At 62.2% G+C, this 15,261-nt stretch carries 13 protein-coding genes; 7 read left to right on the top strand and 6 right to left on the bottom strand.

The features are described 5' to 3' along the window. Positions 1–3: 3 nt before the first annotated feature. The 3 genes from BR00_RS01505 to BR00_RS01515 are packed head-to-tail and all read right to left on the bottom strand — an operon-like array spanning position 4 to position 2,565. Positions 4–1,137, bottom strand: a complete 1,134-nt coding sequence (locus BR00_RS01505) for a sigma 54-interacting transcriptional regulator (protein WP_496475849.1) — start codon at positions 1,135–1,137, stop codon at positions 4–6. 3 nt (positions 1,138–1,140) lie between these two features. Continuing rightward, positions 1,141–1,557, bottom strand: coding sequence for a DUF1634 domain-containing protein (locus BR00_RS01510; RefSeq protein ID WP_496475850.1), 417 nt, complete (start codon positions 1,555–1,557; stop codon positions 1,141–1,143). 27 nt (positions 1,558–1,584) lie between these two features. Then, entirely contained in the window at positions 1,585–2,565 is a 981-nt protein-coding gene (locus tag BR00_RS01515) for a sulfite exporter TauE/SafE family protein (RefSeq protein WP_496475851.1), read from the bottom strand. 287 nt (positions 2,566–2,852) lie between these two features. On the opposite strand from BR00_RS01515, the gene BR00_RS01520 reads away from it, so the two are divergent. Then, positions 2,853–3,905, top strand: coding sequence for a sigma-54 interaction domain-containing protein (locus BR00_RS01520; protein ID WP_496475852.1), 1,053 nt, complete (start codon positions 2,853–2,855; stop codon positions 3,903–3,905). Between the two features lie 26 nt (positions 3,906–3,931). On the opposite strand, the gene nadA is transcribed toward BR00_RS01520, so the two are convergent. Continuing rightward, positions 3,932–4,954, bottom strand: a complete 1,023-nt coding sequence (gene nadA, locus BR00_RS01525; protein ID WP_496475853.1) for a quinolinate synthase NadA — start codon at positions 4,952–4,954, stop codon at positions 3,932–3,934. Next, positions 4,951–5,814, bottom strand: coding sequence for a carboxylating nicotinate-nucleotide diphosphorylase (nadC, locus tag BR00_RS01530; RefSeq protein ID WP_496475854.1), 864 nt, complete (start codon positions 5,812–5,814; stop codon positions 4,951–4,953). Before nadC ends, nadA begins: the two co-directional genes overlap by 4 nt. Positions 5,815–5,947: 133 nt before the next feature. Between nadC and BR00_RS01535 the strand changes: the two genes are divergently transcribed. The 6 genes from BR00_RS01535 (at position 5,948) to BR00_RS01560 (ending at position 14,630) form a co-directional block, all read left to right on the top strand. Beyond that, complete coding sequence (locus BR00_RS01535; RefSeq protein WP_496475855.1) at positions 5,948–8,542, top strand: tetratricopeptide repeat protein; 2,595 nt, start codon at positions 5,948–5,950, stop codon at positions 8,540–8,542. Next, positions 8,539–10,077: a glycosyltransferase family 9 protein gene (locus tag BR00_RS01540; RefSeq protein WP_496475856.1), complete on the top strand. Its 1,539-nt coding sequence runs from the start codon at positions 8,539–8,541 to the stop codon at positions 10,075–10,077. The genes BR00_RS01535 and BR00_RS01540 overlap by 4 nt, the downstream gene beginning before the upstream one ends. Positions 10,078–10,118: 41 nt before the next feature. Next, positions 10,119–10,724 (top strand): DUF8043 domain-containing protein, encoded by a 606-nt coding sequence (locus BR00_RS01545; protein WP_496475857.1) that lies wholly within the window; start codon positions 10,119–10,121, stop codon positions 10,722–10,724. Further along, complete coding sequence (locus BR00_RS01550) at positions 10,717–11,037, top strand: hypothetical protein (RefSeq protein WP_496475858.1); 321 nt, start codon at positions 10,717–10,719, stop codon at positions 11,035–11,037. The genes BR00_RS01545 and BR00_RS01550 overlap by 8 nt, the downstream gene beginning before the upstream one ends. A gap of 78 nt (positions 11,038–11,115) precedes the next feature. Then, positions 11,116–12,891 (top strand): excinuclease ABC subunit UvrC, encoded by a 1,776-nt coding sequence (gene uvrC / locus BR00_RS01555; RefSeq protein ID WP_496475859.1) that lies wholly within the window; start codon positions 11,116–11,118, stop codon positions 12,889–12,891. Next, positions 12,888–14,630, top strand: a complete 1,743-nt coding sequence (locus tag BR00_RS01560) for a chorismate-binding protein (RefSeq protein WP_496475860.1) — start codon at positions 12,888–12,890, stop codon at positions 14,628–14,630. The genes uvrC and BR00_RS01560 overlap by 4 nt, the downstream gene beginning before the upstream one ends. A 102-nt stretch (positions 14,631–14,732) precedes the next feature. Here BR00_RS01560 and BR00_RS01565 read toward each other — a convergent pair whose 3' ends face one another. Continuing rightward, positions 14,733–15,260, bottom strand: a complete 528-nt coding sequence (locus BR00_RS01565; protein WP_496475861.1) for a MauE/DoxX family redox-associated membrane protein — start codon at positions 15,258–15,260, stop codon at positions 14,733–14,735. Between the last annotated feature and the right edge of the window lies 1 nt (position 15,261).

Consider the following 15,261-nt stretch of genomic DNA (forward strand, 5'->3'; position numbering starts at 1 on the left):
GGCTCACTCCTTACGGCCGCGGCGCTGGGGTTGGCGGAGCAGATACCCCGGAAGGTGTTCTGGCCGGACATCTCCTTCAGGACATACGAGGACGGCAAATTCCATGATGTTTTTGAGTTCCCGTACGTTTCCGGGAAAGGGATGGGCATGGAGCATGCTCAAGGCCTTGGGGGTGAAGCCGGAGATGTTCTTTTTCAAGCGCTGGGCGAAATGTTCGCGAAAATAGTGCAGGAGAAAGGCAACGTCTTCTGGACGCTCGCGCAGGGGGGGCAGATCCAGCCGCAACGCCGCCAAACGGTGGAAGAGATTTTCGCAGAGCCTGCCTGCGGCCGCGAGCGTGGCGGGGTCGGTCATGGTAGAGGCCATGAGCCGGACATCAACCCGCATGGGATGCCCCCCCTGCGGCTGAATCGTGCCTTCGTCGAGAAAGCGGAGAAGGCGCGCCTGGATGGAGGGCGGCAGCGATTCGATCTCGGCCAGATACAGGGTCCCCCCTTGGGCCTGCTGGAAGCGGCCAGGTTGGGGGGCAGGGGCGGTTTTGCCGAAGAGCTCGGCTTCCAGGATTTCTTCGGCCATGGGGCCGCAGCTGAAGCGGATAAAAGGCTGGCGCGCCCGTGCGGAAGCCTTGTGGATGGCATGGGCCAGGCGGCCTTTGCCGGTCCCGGTTTCGCCAGCGATGAGGATGGGGGCACTGTGGCCGGCCACCATGGGCACCAAGCGCAGGATGCGCTCCATGGCCGGGGAGCGACCCACCAAGGAGTCTTCGGTGGCGGTCTGGTTGAGCCGGGCCTCTAGACTGTGGATCGGCGAGAGATCCTCCACGATGTCGAGATACACCGCGCCCTGGTCCGTCGTCAGGCGCACCGGGGTGAGGTTGATGGGAATGATGCGCCGGTGACGCGAGAGGCAGTCGGTGCGTCCCCCTGGGCTTGGCGCCCCGTCTGAGGTGTGCGGGCAATTCTGGATACACCGGCGGCTGCGCAGCACGTGCCGACAGGGGAGTCCGGCGACTTCGTCGCGTGCGTAGCCGAGGAGGGACTCCATGGCGGCATTGAGGGTGCGCACCCGACGGTGGGGATCCAGAACGACACACCCCACAGGCAGGGCGTCCAAGATGTCCAGCAGGGAGACGTTCATGAGTTAGTGGGCTCCGCCGCCGATGATACCCGAGGCGGCCAGGCAGAGGGTGAGGACTTCCAGCAAAGAGATGATGGCAAACTTGAAGTCCTTTTGCTTGAAGTAGACGATGGAGAGGTACACAAACCCGACGATGGTGAGACCAGCGAGCAGGGCAATGCCCAGGAAGTTGAGGAAGTCGCCTTTGCCGAGCAAAGAGATCCATCCCCAGCCCGTCGGCACATTGTTGGCGGTAAGGTATTCATTGACGGGCATGGACCAGTACTGGGTGATGAGTTTCATCGAGACGTAGGGCTCCATGATGCCGGAGACGTAGAGGAGATAGGTGATGCCCATGAGGGCGAGACCGGTCCAGCATCCATAAAAGAGGATGTCGGCGTACACGAGCTGTTCTTTGGGAGCATTGGTATTGGTATGCATGCGATGCCTCCTGAGTGACGTTGTCGTTTAGATTCCCAGCCCCTTCAGCAGGGCCTTCACACCGGCAAAGAGTAAGACGCCGATGACCATATACCGGATAAACGCGGGCTTGGCGATCGCCAAGAGGCGGACGCCCACGAAGGATCCTGCCATGAGTCCCACGATGGAGGGAATGGCCATGAGCGGGATGACACAGCCCTGATTGAGGTATACCCATGCGGCCGAGGTGTCGGTGATGGACAAGAGGAACTTACTCGTGCCGACAGCCACCTTCAGAGGGACACCCATCATGAGGTTGAGCACCGGCACATTGGCCCAACCGGCGCCCAAGCCGAACATGCCGGCCATGATCCCGATGAGAATGAAGAGCAGTAGGCCCCAAAGGGTGCGGTGGGTCTTCCACTCCACCACTTCTCCGGTGGAGCCATCCAGGTAAGCGCCCTGGATGCCCAGGGCGAGACCGATGGCGTCTTGTTTGGTAACCACGGGGCGGGCGGTGTTTTTCGAGAAAAGAATCAAGGCCGCAATAAAAATGATGGTGGTGCCGAGACAGATCTGCACCACGTTGGTGGGCAGCGCGAGGCCCAAGAAGGCGCCGACGATGGCGCAGCTGGAAGCGATGAGGGCCACGGGCAGGGCCAGACGAAGGCTGGCCAGGTTGCGCTTGAGAAGTCCCGGGCCAGCGGCAAGGGCGCCGGCCAGGGCCACCAGAAGTCCAGCCCCGCGCACGAAGTCCAGATGAAAGGGGAAGAAGCCGCTGACCAAGGGCACGAAGAGCACGCCGCCGCCCACGCCCGCAAGCACGGCGATGACGCCCAGCACAAAGCAGAAGACCACCAAGATGATGGGCCACGCCCACCAGGGAAGGGTGGTCTTGGCCCCAGCTGCGGCCAACTGTTGGGTCATTTCCGCGCCAACGCCGGTGTCGTTGGCGGCCCATGCCACAGCAGCCACAGCCACAAGGGCCAGGGCACAGCCGCAGGCCATTTTCCAGGTGTTGGGTTTCATTCCTGTTTCTCTCCTCTTGGGTTGATGATGGATCGTACCAGGCGCGGATTCCCCGCGCGGCAGTTCTGTGAAAGAAATAACAAGATGGATGTCAAATAAAAAAATTAAAAAATTCAAAGTATTGACGTGTAGGGCTTGGTTGTGTATCTGGCAATATATTGCCGATATCGGCGGTTTTTTGCCGATGTGGCATGGTGCATTGTCGGCATAAGGCCAGTAATGTGCATTGCAGAACAAGCTCTGGGCGCCGCAGGGGCTGTGGTGTTCCTGCGGCGATGAGGTCATGTATGGGGCGAAAAAAACAGACAACTTCCCGGCCTTCGAGGCGGAAGGCTTCGGAGGAGGCCGCGGCCATTGAGATCTTCGATGCCGGCTTTGCGGATGAATTGGGACAATTTGTCTTTCATTCCAAAGCAATGCGGGATTTGTACGAGCTCGCGACGCAAGTGGCGGGCTCTGACGCCACGGTGATGATTTCCGGGGAGTCCGGCACAGGCAAAGAATTGTTCGCCCGTCTGGTGCATCAGCTGTCCGGCCGCCGTTCCCAGCCCTTTGTGCCGGTCAATTGCGGCGTGGTGAAGGGAGAGCTTTTTGCCGACAAATTTTTCGGCCATGAGCCCGGCGCCTTCACCGGAGCTTCCCGGCAGCGCAAAGGCCTTTTCGAGATCGTTGGGCACGGGACGCTTTTTTTGGACGAGGTGGGCGACATCCCGGTGCCGAATCAGGTGGATTTTTTGCGGGTGCTGGAAGAGCGAAGCTTTCGGCGGCTCGGCGGAGAAAAGACCATTGGTTTTCATGCCCGCATCGTGGCTGCCACCAATCGCTGCCTGCAAACCATGATCCGCACCGGCGAATTTCGGGCGGACCTCTACTATCGGCTGCATGTGGTGTCGGTAACCCTGCCGCCTCTTCGCGACCGCGTCGAAGATATTCCGCCCTTGGTGGAGTATTTTTTGGAGATTTACCGCCGTCGCTACCACAAACCGTCGGTGGCGATGAGCGACGCCGCCATGGACGCCCTCATGCGCTATTCCTGGCCGGGGAATGTGCGGGAACTGCGCAATCTCATGGAGCGGCTCGTGCTTTTGAGCCGCGACCCGCGTATCGATGCCTCTCACCTGCCGTTGGAGCTCCGTTTGGGGAGCGTGCGTCCCGCGGTTTCCGTTGCATCTGCAGGGGACTTGCGGCTGGAAGCTGCGGTGCGCGAAGCCGAGATCGCTGCCATTTTGCGCGCCTGGGAAGCAGCGGGGGGCAGTAAGGCCCGCTTGGCCGAGCTCTTGGATGTGAGCCCCCGCACGCTGCGTTACAAGCTCGCCCGTTATGGATTGCGCCTGACGTAATGCGGCAAAAAATTGCCGCCTATGCGTCACCGACTCGGCGCGGCGCACGCCGCGAGCATGCGCTCCAAGGCGTGGCGGGCCTCGGCCGCAGTGGCCGCGTCCACGCGGACCGGCTGGGCGGTGTCGAGCTCGCGCAGCTTGGCGCCCAGGGCATGGGTGTCGGTTTTGGCCATGTTGGAGCACAGCACCCGGCGCACGGGCAGGATGTGCACCTCCGGATGGCGGCGGGCAAGGCGCGCGACGAGGTTGTCTTCGGTGCCGAGGGCAAGGGTGCTGCCTGCTGGGGCTTTTGCGGCTTCGCGGATGAGGTATGAGGTGGAGCCGGCGCCGTCGGCCGCCGCCACCACTTCGGGCCGGCATTCGGGATGCACGAGGATGCGCGCTTGGGGAAACTTTGTGCGCACCGCCTGGATGTCTTCCATACGGATCTTGTGGTGCACGGCGCAGCATCCGGGCCACAGGTACACGCGCACACCCGCTTGGGCTGCGGGCACGTGGAGTCCGCCTGCGGAGATGTCGAGCCGTTCTACGCTTGCTTGCGGCAGACCCACGGCCCGGGCGGTGTTGGCCCCCAGGTTGGCGTCCGGCAGAAAGAGTACGCAGTCCCCCTGCTCCAAGGCCCATTGGAGCATGCGCTGGGCGTTGGCCGAGGTGCATACCGCGCCGCCGGCGCGTCCCACCACGGCTTTGATGGCAGCCGAGGAATTGACATAGGTGAGTGGGGTGACGCGCGCGCCGGTGCGGGCGAGGCGGGCGAGTACGGCCTCCAAGAGCTGGGCCGGCGCCATGTTGGCCATGACGCAGCCAGCTTCAAGCACCGGCGCGTGGACTTTTTGCTCCGTCCGGGCGAGGATGGCCGCGCTTTCGGCCATGAAGTGCACTCCGCAGAACACGATATGCTCGGCGGAAAGTTCGGTGACCCTGCGGGCGAGTTCCAGGGAATCGCCCACGAAATGGGCGTGCTCTACGATGGCGTCCGCCTGGTAGTGGTGGGCGAGGATGGCCAGCTGGTGCTGGCGGCGGGCGATCTGTTGGGCAAGACTCGTCATGCGTCCTCCTTGGGGAGCGAGATACGAAGCGACAGGTCTGCGGCTGGCGCGGAATGGGTGAGGGCGCCCACGGAAATGTAGGTGGGGCCCAGTTCGGCGATGGCGCGCACCGTGGCGAGGGTGACGTTGCCGCTCACTTCCGTCTCCACCTGGCCGGCGATGCGAGCAATGGCTTGCTTCAGCGTGGCGCGGTCCATGTTGTCGAGCATGATGCGTTCCGGAGCCATGGCCAGGGCTTCTTCCACATGGGCCAGGGTGCGGCATTCGATTTCCAATGGCAGGCTGTGGCCGTAGGCGGCGCGGAGCGCCCTGGCCGCTGCAGTGATGGATCCGGCACGGTCGATATGGTTGTCTTTGAGCATGAGCATGTCGCCAAGACCCATGCGATGGTTGCAGCCGCCGCCCATGCGTACGGCGTATTTTTCGAGAAAACGCATGCCCGGCGTGGTCTTGCGGGTGTCGAGGATACGCACCCCGGTCCCGGCCACGGCGTCGACAAAGGCGCGGGTAAGCGTGGCGACTCCGCAGAGGTGGCACAGAAAATTGAGCATCACCCGCTCGGCCTTGAGGATGCCTCGGGCTTGGCCGTGGATGCGGGCGAGCTCGGTGCCGGAAGAGACGCGCTCGCCGTCGCGGGCAAAAAGCGTCAGGTGGTAGGGAGCGCCGGTGGCGCCCAACACCAGATCCACGAGCGGCAGTCCCGCAATCACCGCGTCTGCCTTGGCCACCAGGCTGGCGGTGAGCGTGTCTTGGGGATGGAACACCGCCTGGCTCGTGGCATCGGGACCGTCTTCTTCGAGGGCGATGGCGATGAGTTGCTGCAGGTGTTTTTGGGCAACATCCGGGAATGTAGGGAACATCAGCGTACCTCGATGGTAGTCATGGAGGGCGGGTAGGCGGGATGGGCCGGGGCGTCAAGCTTGCCCAGGCCATGGGTCCCGTGTCATGGAACGCGGCAGGTGCGCCTTGCATGAATGCCTATCCGGAGGAGCCATGCCTCGTCTTGCCGCCTTGCTCGAGAAGATCCCCCAACCTGGTCGACCCCGCCTGGTATGTAATGGCTTTGCCTGCTGGGTGGTGCACGGGCAAGAACTTGCCTCGACGTTTTTTCAATCCCTCTCCGAGGCCGGCGGTTGGTCGCTGGTGGAGGAGCCCCAGCAGAGCCTGTGGTTTTTCCCCAATATCAGCGTGCTCTTTGGGCTCATTCGGCTGCACAATTGGTCCCGGCTTCATGCGGCGTCCACGGCCCTCATCGTCTTTGACGCCAGCTTGGTGGTAGATGAGAACCTCAGTCAATCCATTAATATTAAACCGGAATTCACGGGCATTTCCTTCGATTTTCCCAAGCGCATGCTCATCCGGGTCAATGCCCGGCTGCGGGACCAAGGCCGCAGTCTGCCCGGAGTGGCCTTCAAGCAGACCGCCTCTACCGATGGCTTGCCGGGCGAGTGGTTCGATCTTGGGGCCAGTGATCAACTCACGCCTACGGTGAATCTCCAGTGGTTGGGCCTGATCCGGCCCTTGGGTCCTCGCGAGGACAAGCAGACGGGCAAAGGCTGGCGTGCGCATTTCGAGCGTTTGGAGCCTATCCTTTCTAAGAACAAGGTGGCCTATCTCCAGGGTGAAGACCTCGCTTTGGTGTTGCGCATCTCTTCTTTGGAGAAGATGCGTTCTGTGCTCTTCGACATCTTGGCGTTGTTGGAGGACAATCAGCAAGCCCTGTGGCCGTGCGTATATCTTTTCGTGGAATCCACGGATTTAAGCTTTGCGCCGGACTTGCCGCGACGTATTCGGCACATTTGGGAGCAGCTCGAGCCCAACGCGGTGCACGCGCCTTTGGTGACGGTCTTCCAATTGGCCGACTCCCGCATCCAGGCGGTGGACTGTCGCTACTCCCTGAAAAACACCAAGATCACGGATTTGTTCCAAGTGGTGCTGTTGTCGCGGGGATCCAGCCGGGTGCATGGCACCCTGAACATCTTCCTGCCGGCAAGCCTGGTGGTGGGCGGCCGGAGACCATGCTTTTACTGCGGCATGCGCAGCCATGGTCCGAGCCAGTGCCCGAGCAAGCGGCTTTTTCCCGCTAATCTTCAAGTATCTGCGTTGGCGCGGGTGGCGCGCATGGATTTGATGGAGATGCCGGCCATCATGGAGCGGTTGGAAAAGGCATTGGGTGAGGACCCGCTGCAGACATTGCCGGACCTTTTAGAGGATCGAACCCCGGAGGCCATTGTAGCGCAAGCCGTGTTCGACGTGTCCGTGCATCTGCAGCTGCGCATGGCCCAGATGGTGTGGCGGGCTCGGGGCAAGGACTGGCCGCGCGGCATCGAGGACTCCGGAGGCGCGGTGGATGAATCCGTGGTGCAAGCCCTGGAGAGTCTGCGTACTGGCAATCCCGATCGTGCGTTGGAGCGGCTGGATCAGGCGTTGATGCGCGCCCGGCGGAACTACCAGCCGCGGGTGCTGCTGGGCTTTCTGTCCATGGAGCGCGATGAACCCAAACGGGCGGCGGAATTTTGGGACGAAGCCCTCTCCTTGGCCTACACCTCCCTGCAACGTTCCTATATTTTACTGCTTTTGGGGCGGTTACGCGAGGTCGCCGGAGACCATACCGATGCCGTTCGGTTCTATTCCCGCGCCCACCGGGAATCGCCGCGATTTTTCGCGGCGAAATATCGCCAGTCGGTATGTATGCTCAAAAGTGGTTTTATCAACGAGGCTCTCGGATTTTTTCGGGAAATCGTTTCCCAAGATCCAGACATATTTTCCATGCTGCTTTTGGATCCAGAGCTCGAATCAGGGAGAACACATCTGCACGCGATGTTGTTGGATTTATGGAGTGATGCGCAATCAAAGAAAGAAGATATCGTTGGGAGTGTTCAAAACATAAATGAACTTCTAAGGCAGTGGCTTCCTGAAAATCATCCTGCATATAAAACTTTTTATGATCGCATCCAAACGCTTTCTTCTTATGTTGGAATCAATAACTACGTTGCTTTTTCTAAAATTATCAATGGAGCGATTGCAGTAAAAAATGATATTCAGGAGAGAGTCAAAAAAGATATCGAAGAGATGTATCAAAAGCGCGAATCCATACTGGAACGACTGCATCAAATCCACCGCGAGGCGTCGTGGTTTCCATTTCCGTCCATGCTTTCCAAGTTTACGAAAGTATTCAACAAGTGCGCAAGTGACCTCGAGCTGGTCAATCAATTGGACCTCCACGTCCCGGAAAAATTTCATCAGGGGCACGAAGCATTGGAGCGGGCGGCAGAAGGATTGGATTTTTTGGAGCGCCAGTTGCTTTGGCTGCAGGGCGTGCGCAATGGGGCGCTCTTTCTGCTCTTGGCAGGCCGGTATCTCTTGGTGTTCGAGCTCGTCGCCCTGCTGGTGGCGGCAGCGGTGGCCTTTGGTCTGGCGCTGCTGGTGCCGCCGGGAACGGCCTTGGGGCAATTGATCCATGCAGATCGCTGGCAAGTGCTCAACGTGTGTATTCTGATTTTCAGTTTCGTGGCCGTGGTGCTCACGGCCTTGCGTGCATCCAGCCGCTTCGAGACGTACCGGGACGCGGTATTGAGGGGAAAATGACATCGACTGCTCGCGTCCTGCTGCTCAATCTCACCCGTTTTGGCGACCTCATTCAGACGCAGGGAGTCATTCATGGTTTGCGGAACCAGGGGGATGCGGTGGGGTTGGTGTGTGTGGACGCCTTCGCCGATGCCGCGCGGCTTCTTGCGGGATTGGATGCGGTGTTCGTCCTGCCCGGAGCAGGGCTTTTGGCACAGATGGATCAATGTTGGCCAGACGCCTTGCGGCGACTCGGGTGCTTGCGGGAGGCGGTGCGGGACTTTGCCCCGCAGCGGGTCATCAATCTGACGCCTACGGTAGCTTCCCGTCTGCTTTCCCGCTTTTTGGCCGGATCCACAGGGGCGGCCCAAGACGGCTTTGTGGTGGACAGCCAGGGCTTTGGCTCCGCCACCACCCGGTGGGCGGACTTTCTTCAGGCGGTCTCCGCTCATCGCGGCTGCAGTCCATTCAACCTCGTGGACATCATGGCGCGCATGAGCGGGGTTGCGCCTCCGGTGCATTCGCACCTTGCCGCGCCTCTGCGCGACGCGCCGGAGCTTCCTGCGTGGAGCGCAGGGCGGGTGGCCATTCAGTTGGGAGCCAGCCATCCTTCCCGGCGCTACCCGGTGGCGGGTTTCGTGGCTGCGGCGCGCAGCCTGCATGCTGAGACCGGCCGCATGGTGGTCCTCGTGGGCTCTGGGAGTGAGAGCCCATTGGCGGAGAAGTTTTTGGCCTTGGCGGATTTTCCGTGCGTGAGCCTGGTCGGCCAGACAGACCTTGGCCAACTGGCGGCAGTCCTTGCCCAGTGCCAGGCGCTTTTGACCAACGACACCGGGACCATGCATCTGGCTGCCGGCTTAGGTGTGCCGGTGGTGGCGATTTTTTTGGCTACAGCCCAGCCGTGGGATACCGGCCCCGCCCAGGACGGGGCCATTTGCCTGGAGCCGGACATGGACTGCCACCCATGTGCCTTCGGAACCACATGCCCTCGCGAGCGCGCCTGCCGCGGCCATATTCCGGGGGGAGCGCTGGGTATGGCCATGGCCCAGTGGTTGGAACATGGCCACTGGCCGGCGTCGGATCTGTCTGGAGTCCGGGTATGGCGGGTTGCGCGGGACGACGCCGGCTTTTGGGATCTAGAATCTCTCTCCGGGCACGGCGCTTTGTGGCGCTCGCAGTGGATCGCGCAGATACGACCCCTGTATCGCCAATTTCTTGACGATCTCCCCCTTTGCACCACGGGCCAGTTCATGGAGCAGGCGCCAACGCGGCTGCGTGAGGGCTTGCCGGTGGTCGCGGGTTTTCTCGCCGTCGTGGCCGCCCAAGCCGAGGCCTTGGCCCTGGGGGGCGGCCCCCTTCTGGGCCGCAAGCTCATGCCCCATTGTCAGCGGGTGGAGGACGCCTTGCTGGCGGTTCCGGAGCTGGCTCCCTTGGGGGTGCTTTGGCAGCTGACCTGGCGCGGCCAACAGGATTTGCGTGCCTTGGCAGCCCTGGCCCAACGTTTTCGCGACATGACGGCGGCCATGGCGGATGTGATTGGCATCAAGTTTGAATAGCACCAGCCGATCCCAGAACCTTTTTCCGCCTGGAGGAAGCCATGATTATTGTGGATGGCCAGCAGTCGTCCTTGGAACTGAAGCAGTTTGCGAATCTGGAGCAGGTCCTGGAGCGGGTCATGGAAGATGGCCGCATGCAGGATCGCATCGTCACCGACGTCTTGGTCAATGGTGAAGCATTTTCAGAAATTTATCCGCATCAGGCCGAAGACGTGGACATCTCGTTTGTGAACAAAGTGGAAGTCGTCTCGGTTTCTGTGGCGGAAATGGGGATGAGCATCGCCCGGGAACTCTACAAGGTCATTTCCTTGATGCAAAAGGCGGCGAAACGTACGGCCGAGCTTTTCCGCTTGGCCGATGATGGCGCTGCCCTGGAGATGTATTCGGATCTCACGGAAGTGTGCCGTGATTTTCTCAATATGGTCGGCGTACTGCGAGCCGAGTTTTCCCTGCAAAATTTGTCCGCGTTTGAGCAATCTGTGGCGGATCTCTCGGCCTTGTTTTCCGAGATGATCGAGATCCAGGAAAACGAGGACTGGATTCTGCTCGCAGACCTTTTGGAGTACGAATTCCTCCCCTTGGTGGAAAAGACCAAGACTGTGGTGGCACAGCTGCGGGAGAGCATGAAGGCTGTGGTCCATGGCTGACACTCGAGCGCGCTGGGAGGAGTTGGTCCGGGCCGAAGAAAAGGCCTTGGCCCAAGGAGAAGAGGCCGTGGCCGCGTCCTTGGCCCGGCAGCGCCTCCACCTCTTGGAGGCCGCCTTGGCCCGCGGCGAAGTCCTGCCTTTTGTGGCCATGGCCCGCACCCAGGAGCGTCTCCGGGCTCAAGCCCAGGCCCTGCGCTGCACGTTGGAACAGCGCCTTGCCGAGGCGCGGCAGCAGAGCCGGCGGGTGCGTGGCTACCGTGTGGGCGCCGGTCTGGTGACCGGCGCAGCCGTGGCCGTGGATCGTCGCGGTTAGACTCCTCTTGGGCCTTGACCCCCTTTGCCTCCCCCAGGCACAAGTCCCCCGGTCTTGCCATCCAGACAGGGGGACTCGATGTATTTGGTGGATCCCAGTCAATATCCTTCGCAGCCTGGCGTATATCTCTTCCGTGGCCCAGGGCAGGAAGTGCTCTATGTCGGCAAGGCCAAGGACCTGCGCCGTCGGTTGGCTTCGTACACTGCTTCTGCGCGCCTTCCTATCAAGACACAGGCCATGCTGCGGCGTGCGGAAAGTTTGGAGACCATCTGCACTGCTACGGAAAAAGAGGCCCTGCTGCTCGAAGCAAGCCTCATCAAAACACATCGTCCCAAATACAACATCGTCTTACGGGACGATAAAAATTATCTTCTTTTTGCCATCGACCACCAGCATCCCTATCCTGCCCTCCGTATCGTACGCAGGATGCGCAAATCTTCCACTACTTCCTATTTTGGTCCATATACGTCGGCGCTTTCTGCCAGAAATACACGCCGCATCATCGACCGTATTTTTCTACTGCGCAAATGCCGGGACACGGTATTTGCCAATCGAGTACGCCCGTGCCTTCAATACCATATCGGGCGGTGCTTGGCGCCATGCTGTTTGCAAGTCTCTCGGGAAGAATATGCCGCCTTGGTGCGCCAGGTGGAACTCTTTCTCAGCGGCAAAAGCGCTGAGCTGCTGTCCCGGTTGCGCCAGGAGATGCACGACGCCTCGCAAGCCTTGGCTTTTGAACGGGCGGCGGAGTTGCGCGACCAGATTCGGGCGATTGAGGCCACGGTGGAAGGGCAGGCCGTGGTGGCTCCGGGTGAGGCCGAGGACTTGGACGTGTGGAGCGCGGTGAAGACTGACGAGGGTGTCGGCGTGGCCGTGGTGTACGTGCGCCAAGGTCGGGTGCTGGGGGCAAACCGTTTTCGGGTGGCGGCTCCGGCGGCCGACGAGGCACTCCAGGCGGCGGTGGTGCAATTTTACGCTGCAGGCCGTCTTATTCCTCCGGCCGTGATGGCGCAGCCTGCGCTGCCGGTCACGGTGCTGGAGGCCGTGGCAGAGCTCGCCGGGCACCCGGTGCGGCTGCGTTCTGTGCGGGGGACGCGGCTTCGGGGGCTTGTCCGCATGGCCCAGGCCAATGCCCGGGAAGCCACTGCGGCACCGCGGCAGCTTGCGTGGGAGGCGGTGGTCGGTCCTGGTCGCCAGGTACGCCGGGTGGAGGCGGTGGATGTCTCGCACCTTCAGGGGCAGGGGGTGCGGGCAGGCATGGTGGTGTTCGAGGACGGCGCCCCGGTGCCTCAGCACTACCGGCACTACGCTCTGCCGGAAGCCGAAGGAACGGGCGACGATCTGCAGGCGCTCACGCTGTGGGCGCAGCGCCGTTTGGCCGCAGGGCCGCCCTGGCCGGATCTTGTGGTGGTGGATGGCGGCCAGGGGCAGGTGGGGGCGGTGGCCCGCGTTTTGGGCGAGGTGGGATGCGCCATCGTGGGGGTGGCTAAAGGGCCGAGCCGCCGGGCCGGCGAACTGGAGGACCGCGCCGTCGTGCCCGGCCGTAAGAACCCCTTGCCCTTGCGTCCGGGCTCGCCGGAACTCCTTTTTCTGCAGCGGGTGCGGGACGCCGCCCACCGTTTCGTCCTTGCCGGCCAGCGGGCAAGCCGCCGCAGGCGTTTGGCTTCCGAGTTGGAGTCTCTTCCTGGGGTGGGGACCAAGACCGCGGCGCTGCTGCGTCAACGTTTCGCCCGGGTGTCCGAGCTCGCGCACGCCACCGAGGAGGATGTGGTGGCCCTCGGCATTGGACGGCGGCGCGCCCAGGCCATTCTGGAGGCGGCCCGTCTCCAGGCATCCGAGGAGCAGTCCTCGTGATCCGCGCAGCGATCGCCCATGGCAGCGGGCGTAAGCTTTTGCTGTACGAGAACCCTTGCGCCGTAGAGGCGGCATTTGGGCCAGACGAAGTGTTGCCCGTGCTCTCTCGGGTGGAGGCCGCGGTAGAAAACCACGGACTGCATGCCGTGGGCATGGTGAGCTATGAGGCGGCCGCGGCCATGGATTCGGCTTTGCCATGGCGCGACCCTGGGCCGTGGCCACTGGTGTGGTTTGGTCTTTTTGCGCCACGCTGTCGCGAAGTGTTGTGTCCCGAACCCGAGGGCCTCACGCTGCCTGTCTGGACGCCTGAACTGGGGCCCGGGGCCTATGGCCGGGCCATTGACCGCATCCGTGAATTTCTTGCTGCCGGGGAAACCTACCAGGTCAACATGACATACCGGCTGCGCGCTCCGTTTGCGGGGGATCCGTGGTCGCTTTTTTGCCATCTTTTCTTGTACCAACCCTCCCCGCACGCGGTGTATCTCGAGACAGAGCATTGGGCCGTGTGCAGTGCTTCGCCAGAGCTTTTTTTCCGCCGCGTGGGCGGGAGCCTGATCTCCCGTCCCATGAAGGGTACTGCCCCGCGGGGGCGCTTTCGGGAGGAAGATGCACTCCAGGCGGCAGCGCTGCGGGAATCCACCAAAGAGCGGGCGGAAAACGTCATGGTCGTGGACATGGTGCGCCACGACCTGGGGAGGGTGTGCCTGCCTGCGAGTGTGCGGGTGCCTCGCCTTTGGTGTGTGGAGCGTTATCCCACGGTGTGGCAGATGACTTCGCTCGTGTGGGGGCGTACCGATGCAGGCCTGCCCCAGGTCTTTCAAGCGCTCTTCCCGGCGGCCTCCATCACCGGAGCTCCGAAGGTGCGAACCGCTCAGATCATTCAGGAAATCGAGCCTTCCGCTCGCCGCGTGTACACAGGCGCCTTGGGATGGGTGCGGCCGGGCCGTCGCGCCCACTTCAACGTCGCCATCCGGACGGTGTTGGTGGACCGCTTGCGCAGCGAAGCAGAGTATGGAGTGGGCGGGGGTATTGTTTGGGATTCCGCGGCCCCCTCCGAGTGGAGGGAAACCCTTCTCAAGGCGCGGGTGTTGGGGCCTCGGCCCCCGGCCTTCGGGCTGGTGGAAACCATGCGTGCCACGCCTTGGGGCGTCCCCTTGTGGCCATGGCACCGGAAACGTTTGGCGGAGTCGGCGCAGTATTTTGGCTTCCGCGTCCCGTGGTCCACGCTGGAGGAAGAATGCACGCAGCATTGCCGAGGCCTGGCACACCCCGCAGTGCTCCGCTTGGAACTTTGGCCTGATGGGCGCCGACATTGGAGCATCCGACCGCTGCCGCGCCCCGTTCGGCCGTACCGGCTGGTTTTCGCCGAACATGCTGTGGATGAGCGCGATCCCCGTGTCTGTCACAAGACCACCGTGCGTCGGCATTTGGATGCCGAGCGCTCCCGAGCCAGTGCATTGGGGGCGCATGACGCCATTTTGGTGAACCGCCAGGGCCAAGTCACGGAAACCACCATCGCCTCTATTTTGGTGCTCTTTCAGGGGCAGTGGATCACGCCGCCGCGAAGCTCTGGGCTCGTGCCCGGCGTGTTGCGGCAGCGGCTTTTGGCCCGCGCCGTGGTGCGGGAGGCGACGCTCACCCCCGAAACACTTTGCTGCGCCCAGCGCGTGCTCCTGGTGAATGCTGTGCGTGGGGCGTGGCCGGCCGTGGTCGTCCACGAAGGCGGGCCAGGTGGGTGATGCCGCCTGGCCCGGAGCAGTTGGCGTGTTGTAAGAGGCCCGCGCCGAATACTTTCCTCCCCCGAAGTCCTGGCATCTTCCGGGAGGGAGGCGCCATGACCGCTAGGATGCCGAAGGGGTTTCGGAATCTTGGGCGGTTGCCGGAGTCTCCTCGGGCTCGGACTCTCCTGGATCGGATTCTTCTGACGTCTCGGCTGGGGTGACCGCACGGCTGGGAGCGATGACTCGGGCGTAGATGAGGGCTAGAATGATTCCAGCCACCAGGAAAATCACGTCGCGCACGAGGGCGAAGAGCATGGATCCGGTGGTGCCGGTGGTGAAGCATCCGCAATCGATGTCGATGCCTCGAGCCATGGCGATGGCGATGCTCGTGGCAAAACCGGCGAAGAGGAGATTGGCGAGCCAGAGGGCCGGACCTATGAGGACGTCACACACCAAGAGTATCGCAAGCAGGGCCTCGAGCCATGGGAGCACCAGGGCGATGGCGTTGACGGCGGCAGTGGGCACCAGGTCGTAGCGGGCGATGGCCAGGGCGAAGCCTGCGGGGTCGAGCAATTTGTGCGGTACCGCGGCAATGAGCACCACGGCCAGGAAATAGCGAAGATAGCGGTAGGCGGACAACGCGGACATG

The organism is Thermodesulfomicrobium thermophilum DSM 16697 (genome assembly GCF_059568695.1).

Coding starts and splice junctions, on each gene's coding strand:
- BR00_RS01505 (WP_496475849.1), bottom strand. CDS start 1,137: ATGAACGTCTCCCTGCTGGACATCTTGGACGCCCTGCCTGTGGGGTGT.
- BR00_RS01510 (WP_496475850.1), bottom strand. CDS start 1,557: ATGCATACCAATACCAATGCTCCCAAAGAACAGCTCGTGTACGCCGAC.
- BR00_RS01515 (WP_496475851.1), bottom strand. CDS start 2,565: ATGAAACCCAACACCTGGAAAATGGCCTGCGGCTGTGCCCTGGCCCTT.
- BR00_RS01520 (WP_496475852.1), top strand. CDS start 2,853: ATGGGGCGAAAAAAACAGACAACTTCCCGGCCTTCGAGGCGGAAGGCT.
- nadA (WP_496475853.1), bottom strand. CDS start 4,954: ATGACGAGTCTTGCCCAACAGATCGCCCGCCGCCAGCACCAGCTGGCC.
- nadC (WP_496475854.1), bottom strand. CDS start 5,814: ATGTTCCCTACATTCCCGGATGTTGCCCAAAAACACCTGCAGCAACTC.
- BR00_RS01535 (WP_496475855.1), top strand. CDS start 5,948: ATGCCTCGTCTTGCCGCCTTGCTCGAGAAGATCCCCCAACCTGGTCGA.
- BR00_RS01540 (WP_496475856.1), top strand. CDS start 8,539: ATGACATCGACTGCTCGCGTCCTGCTGCTCAATCTCACCCGTTTTGGC.
- BR00_RS01545 (WP_496475857.1), top strand. CDS start 10,119: ATGATTATTGTGGATGGCCAGCAGTCGTCCTTGGAACTGAAGCAGTTT.
- BR00_RS01550 (WP_496475858.1), top strand. CDS start 10,717: ATGGCTGACACTCGAGCGCGCTGGGAGGAGTTGGTCCGGGCCGAAGAA.
- uvrC (WP_496475859.1), top strand. CDS start 11,116: ATGTATTTGGTGGATCCCAGTCAATATCCTTCGCAGCCTGGCGTATAT.
- BR00_RS01565 (WP_496475861.1), bottom strand. CDS start 15,260: ATGTCCGCGTTGTCCGCCTACCGCTATCTTCGCTATTTCCTGGCCGTG.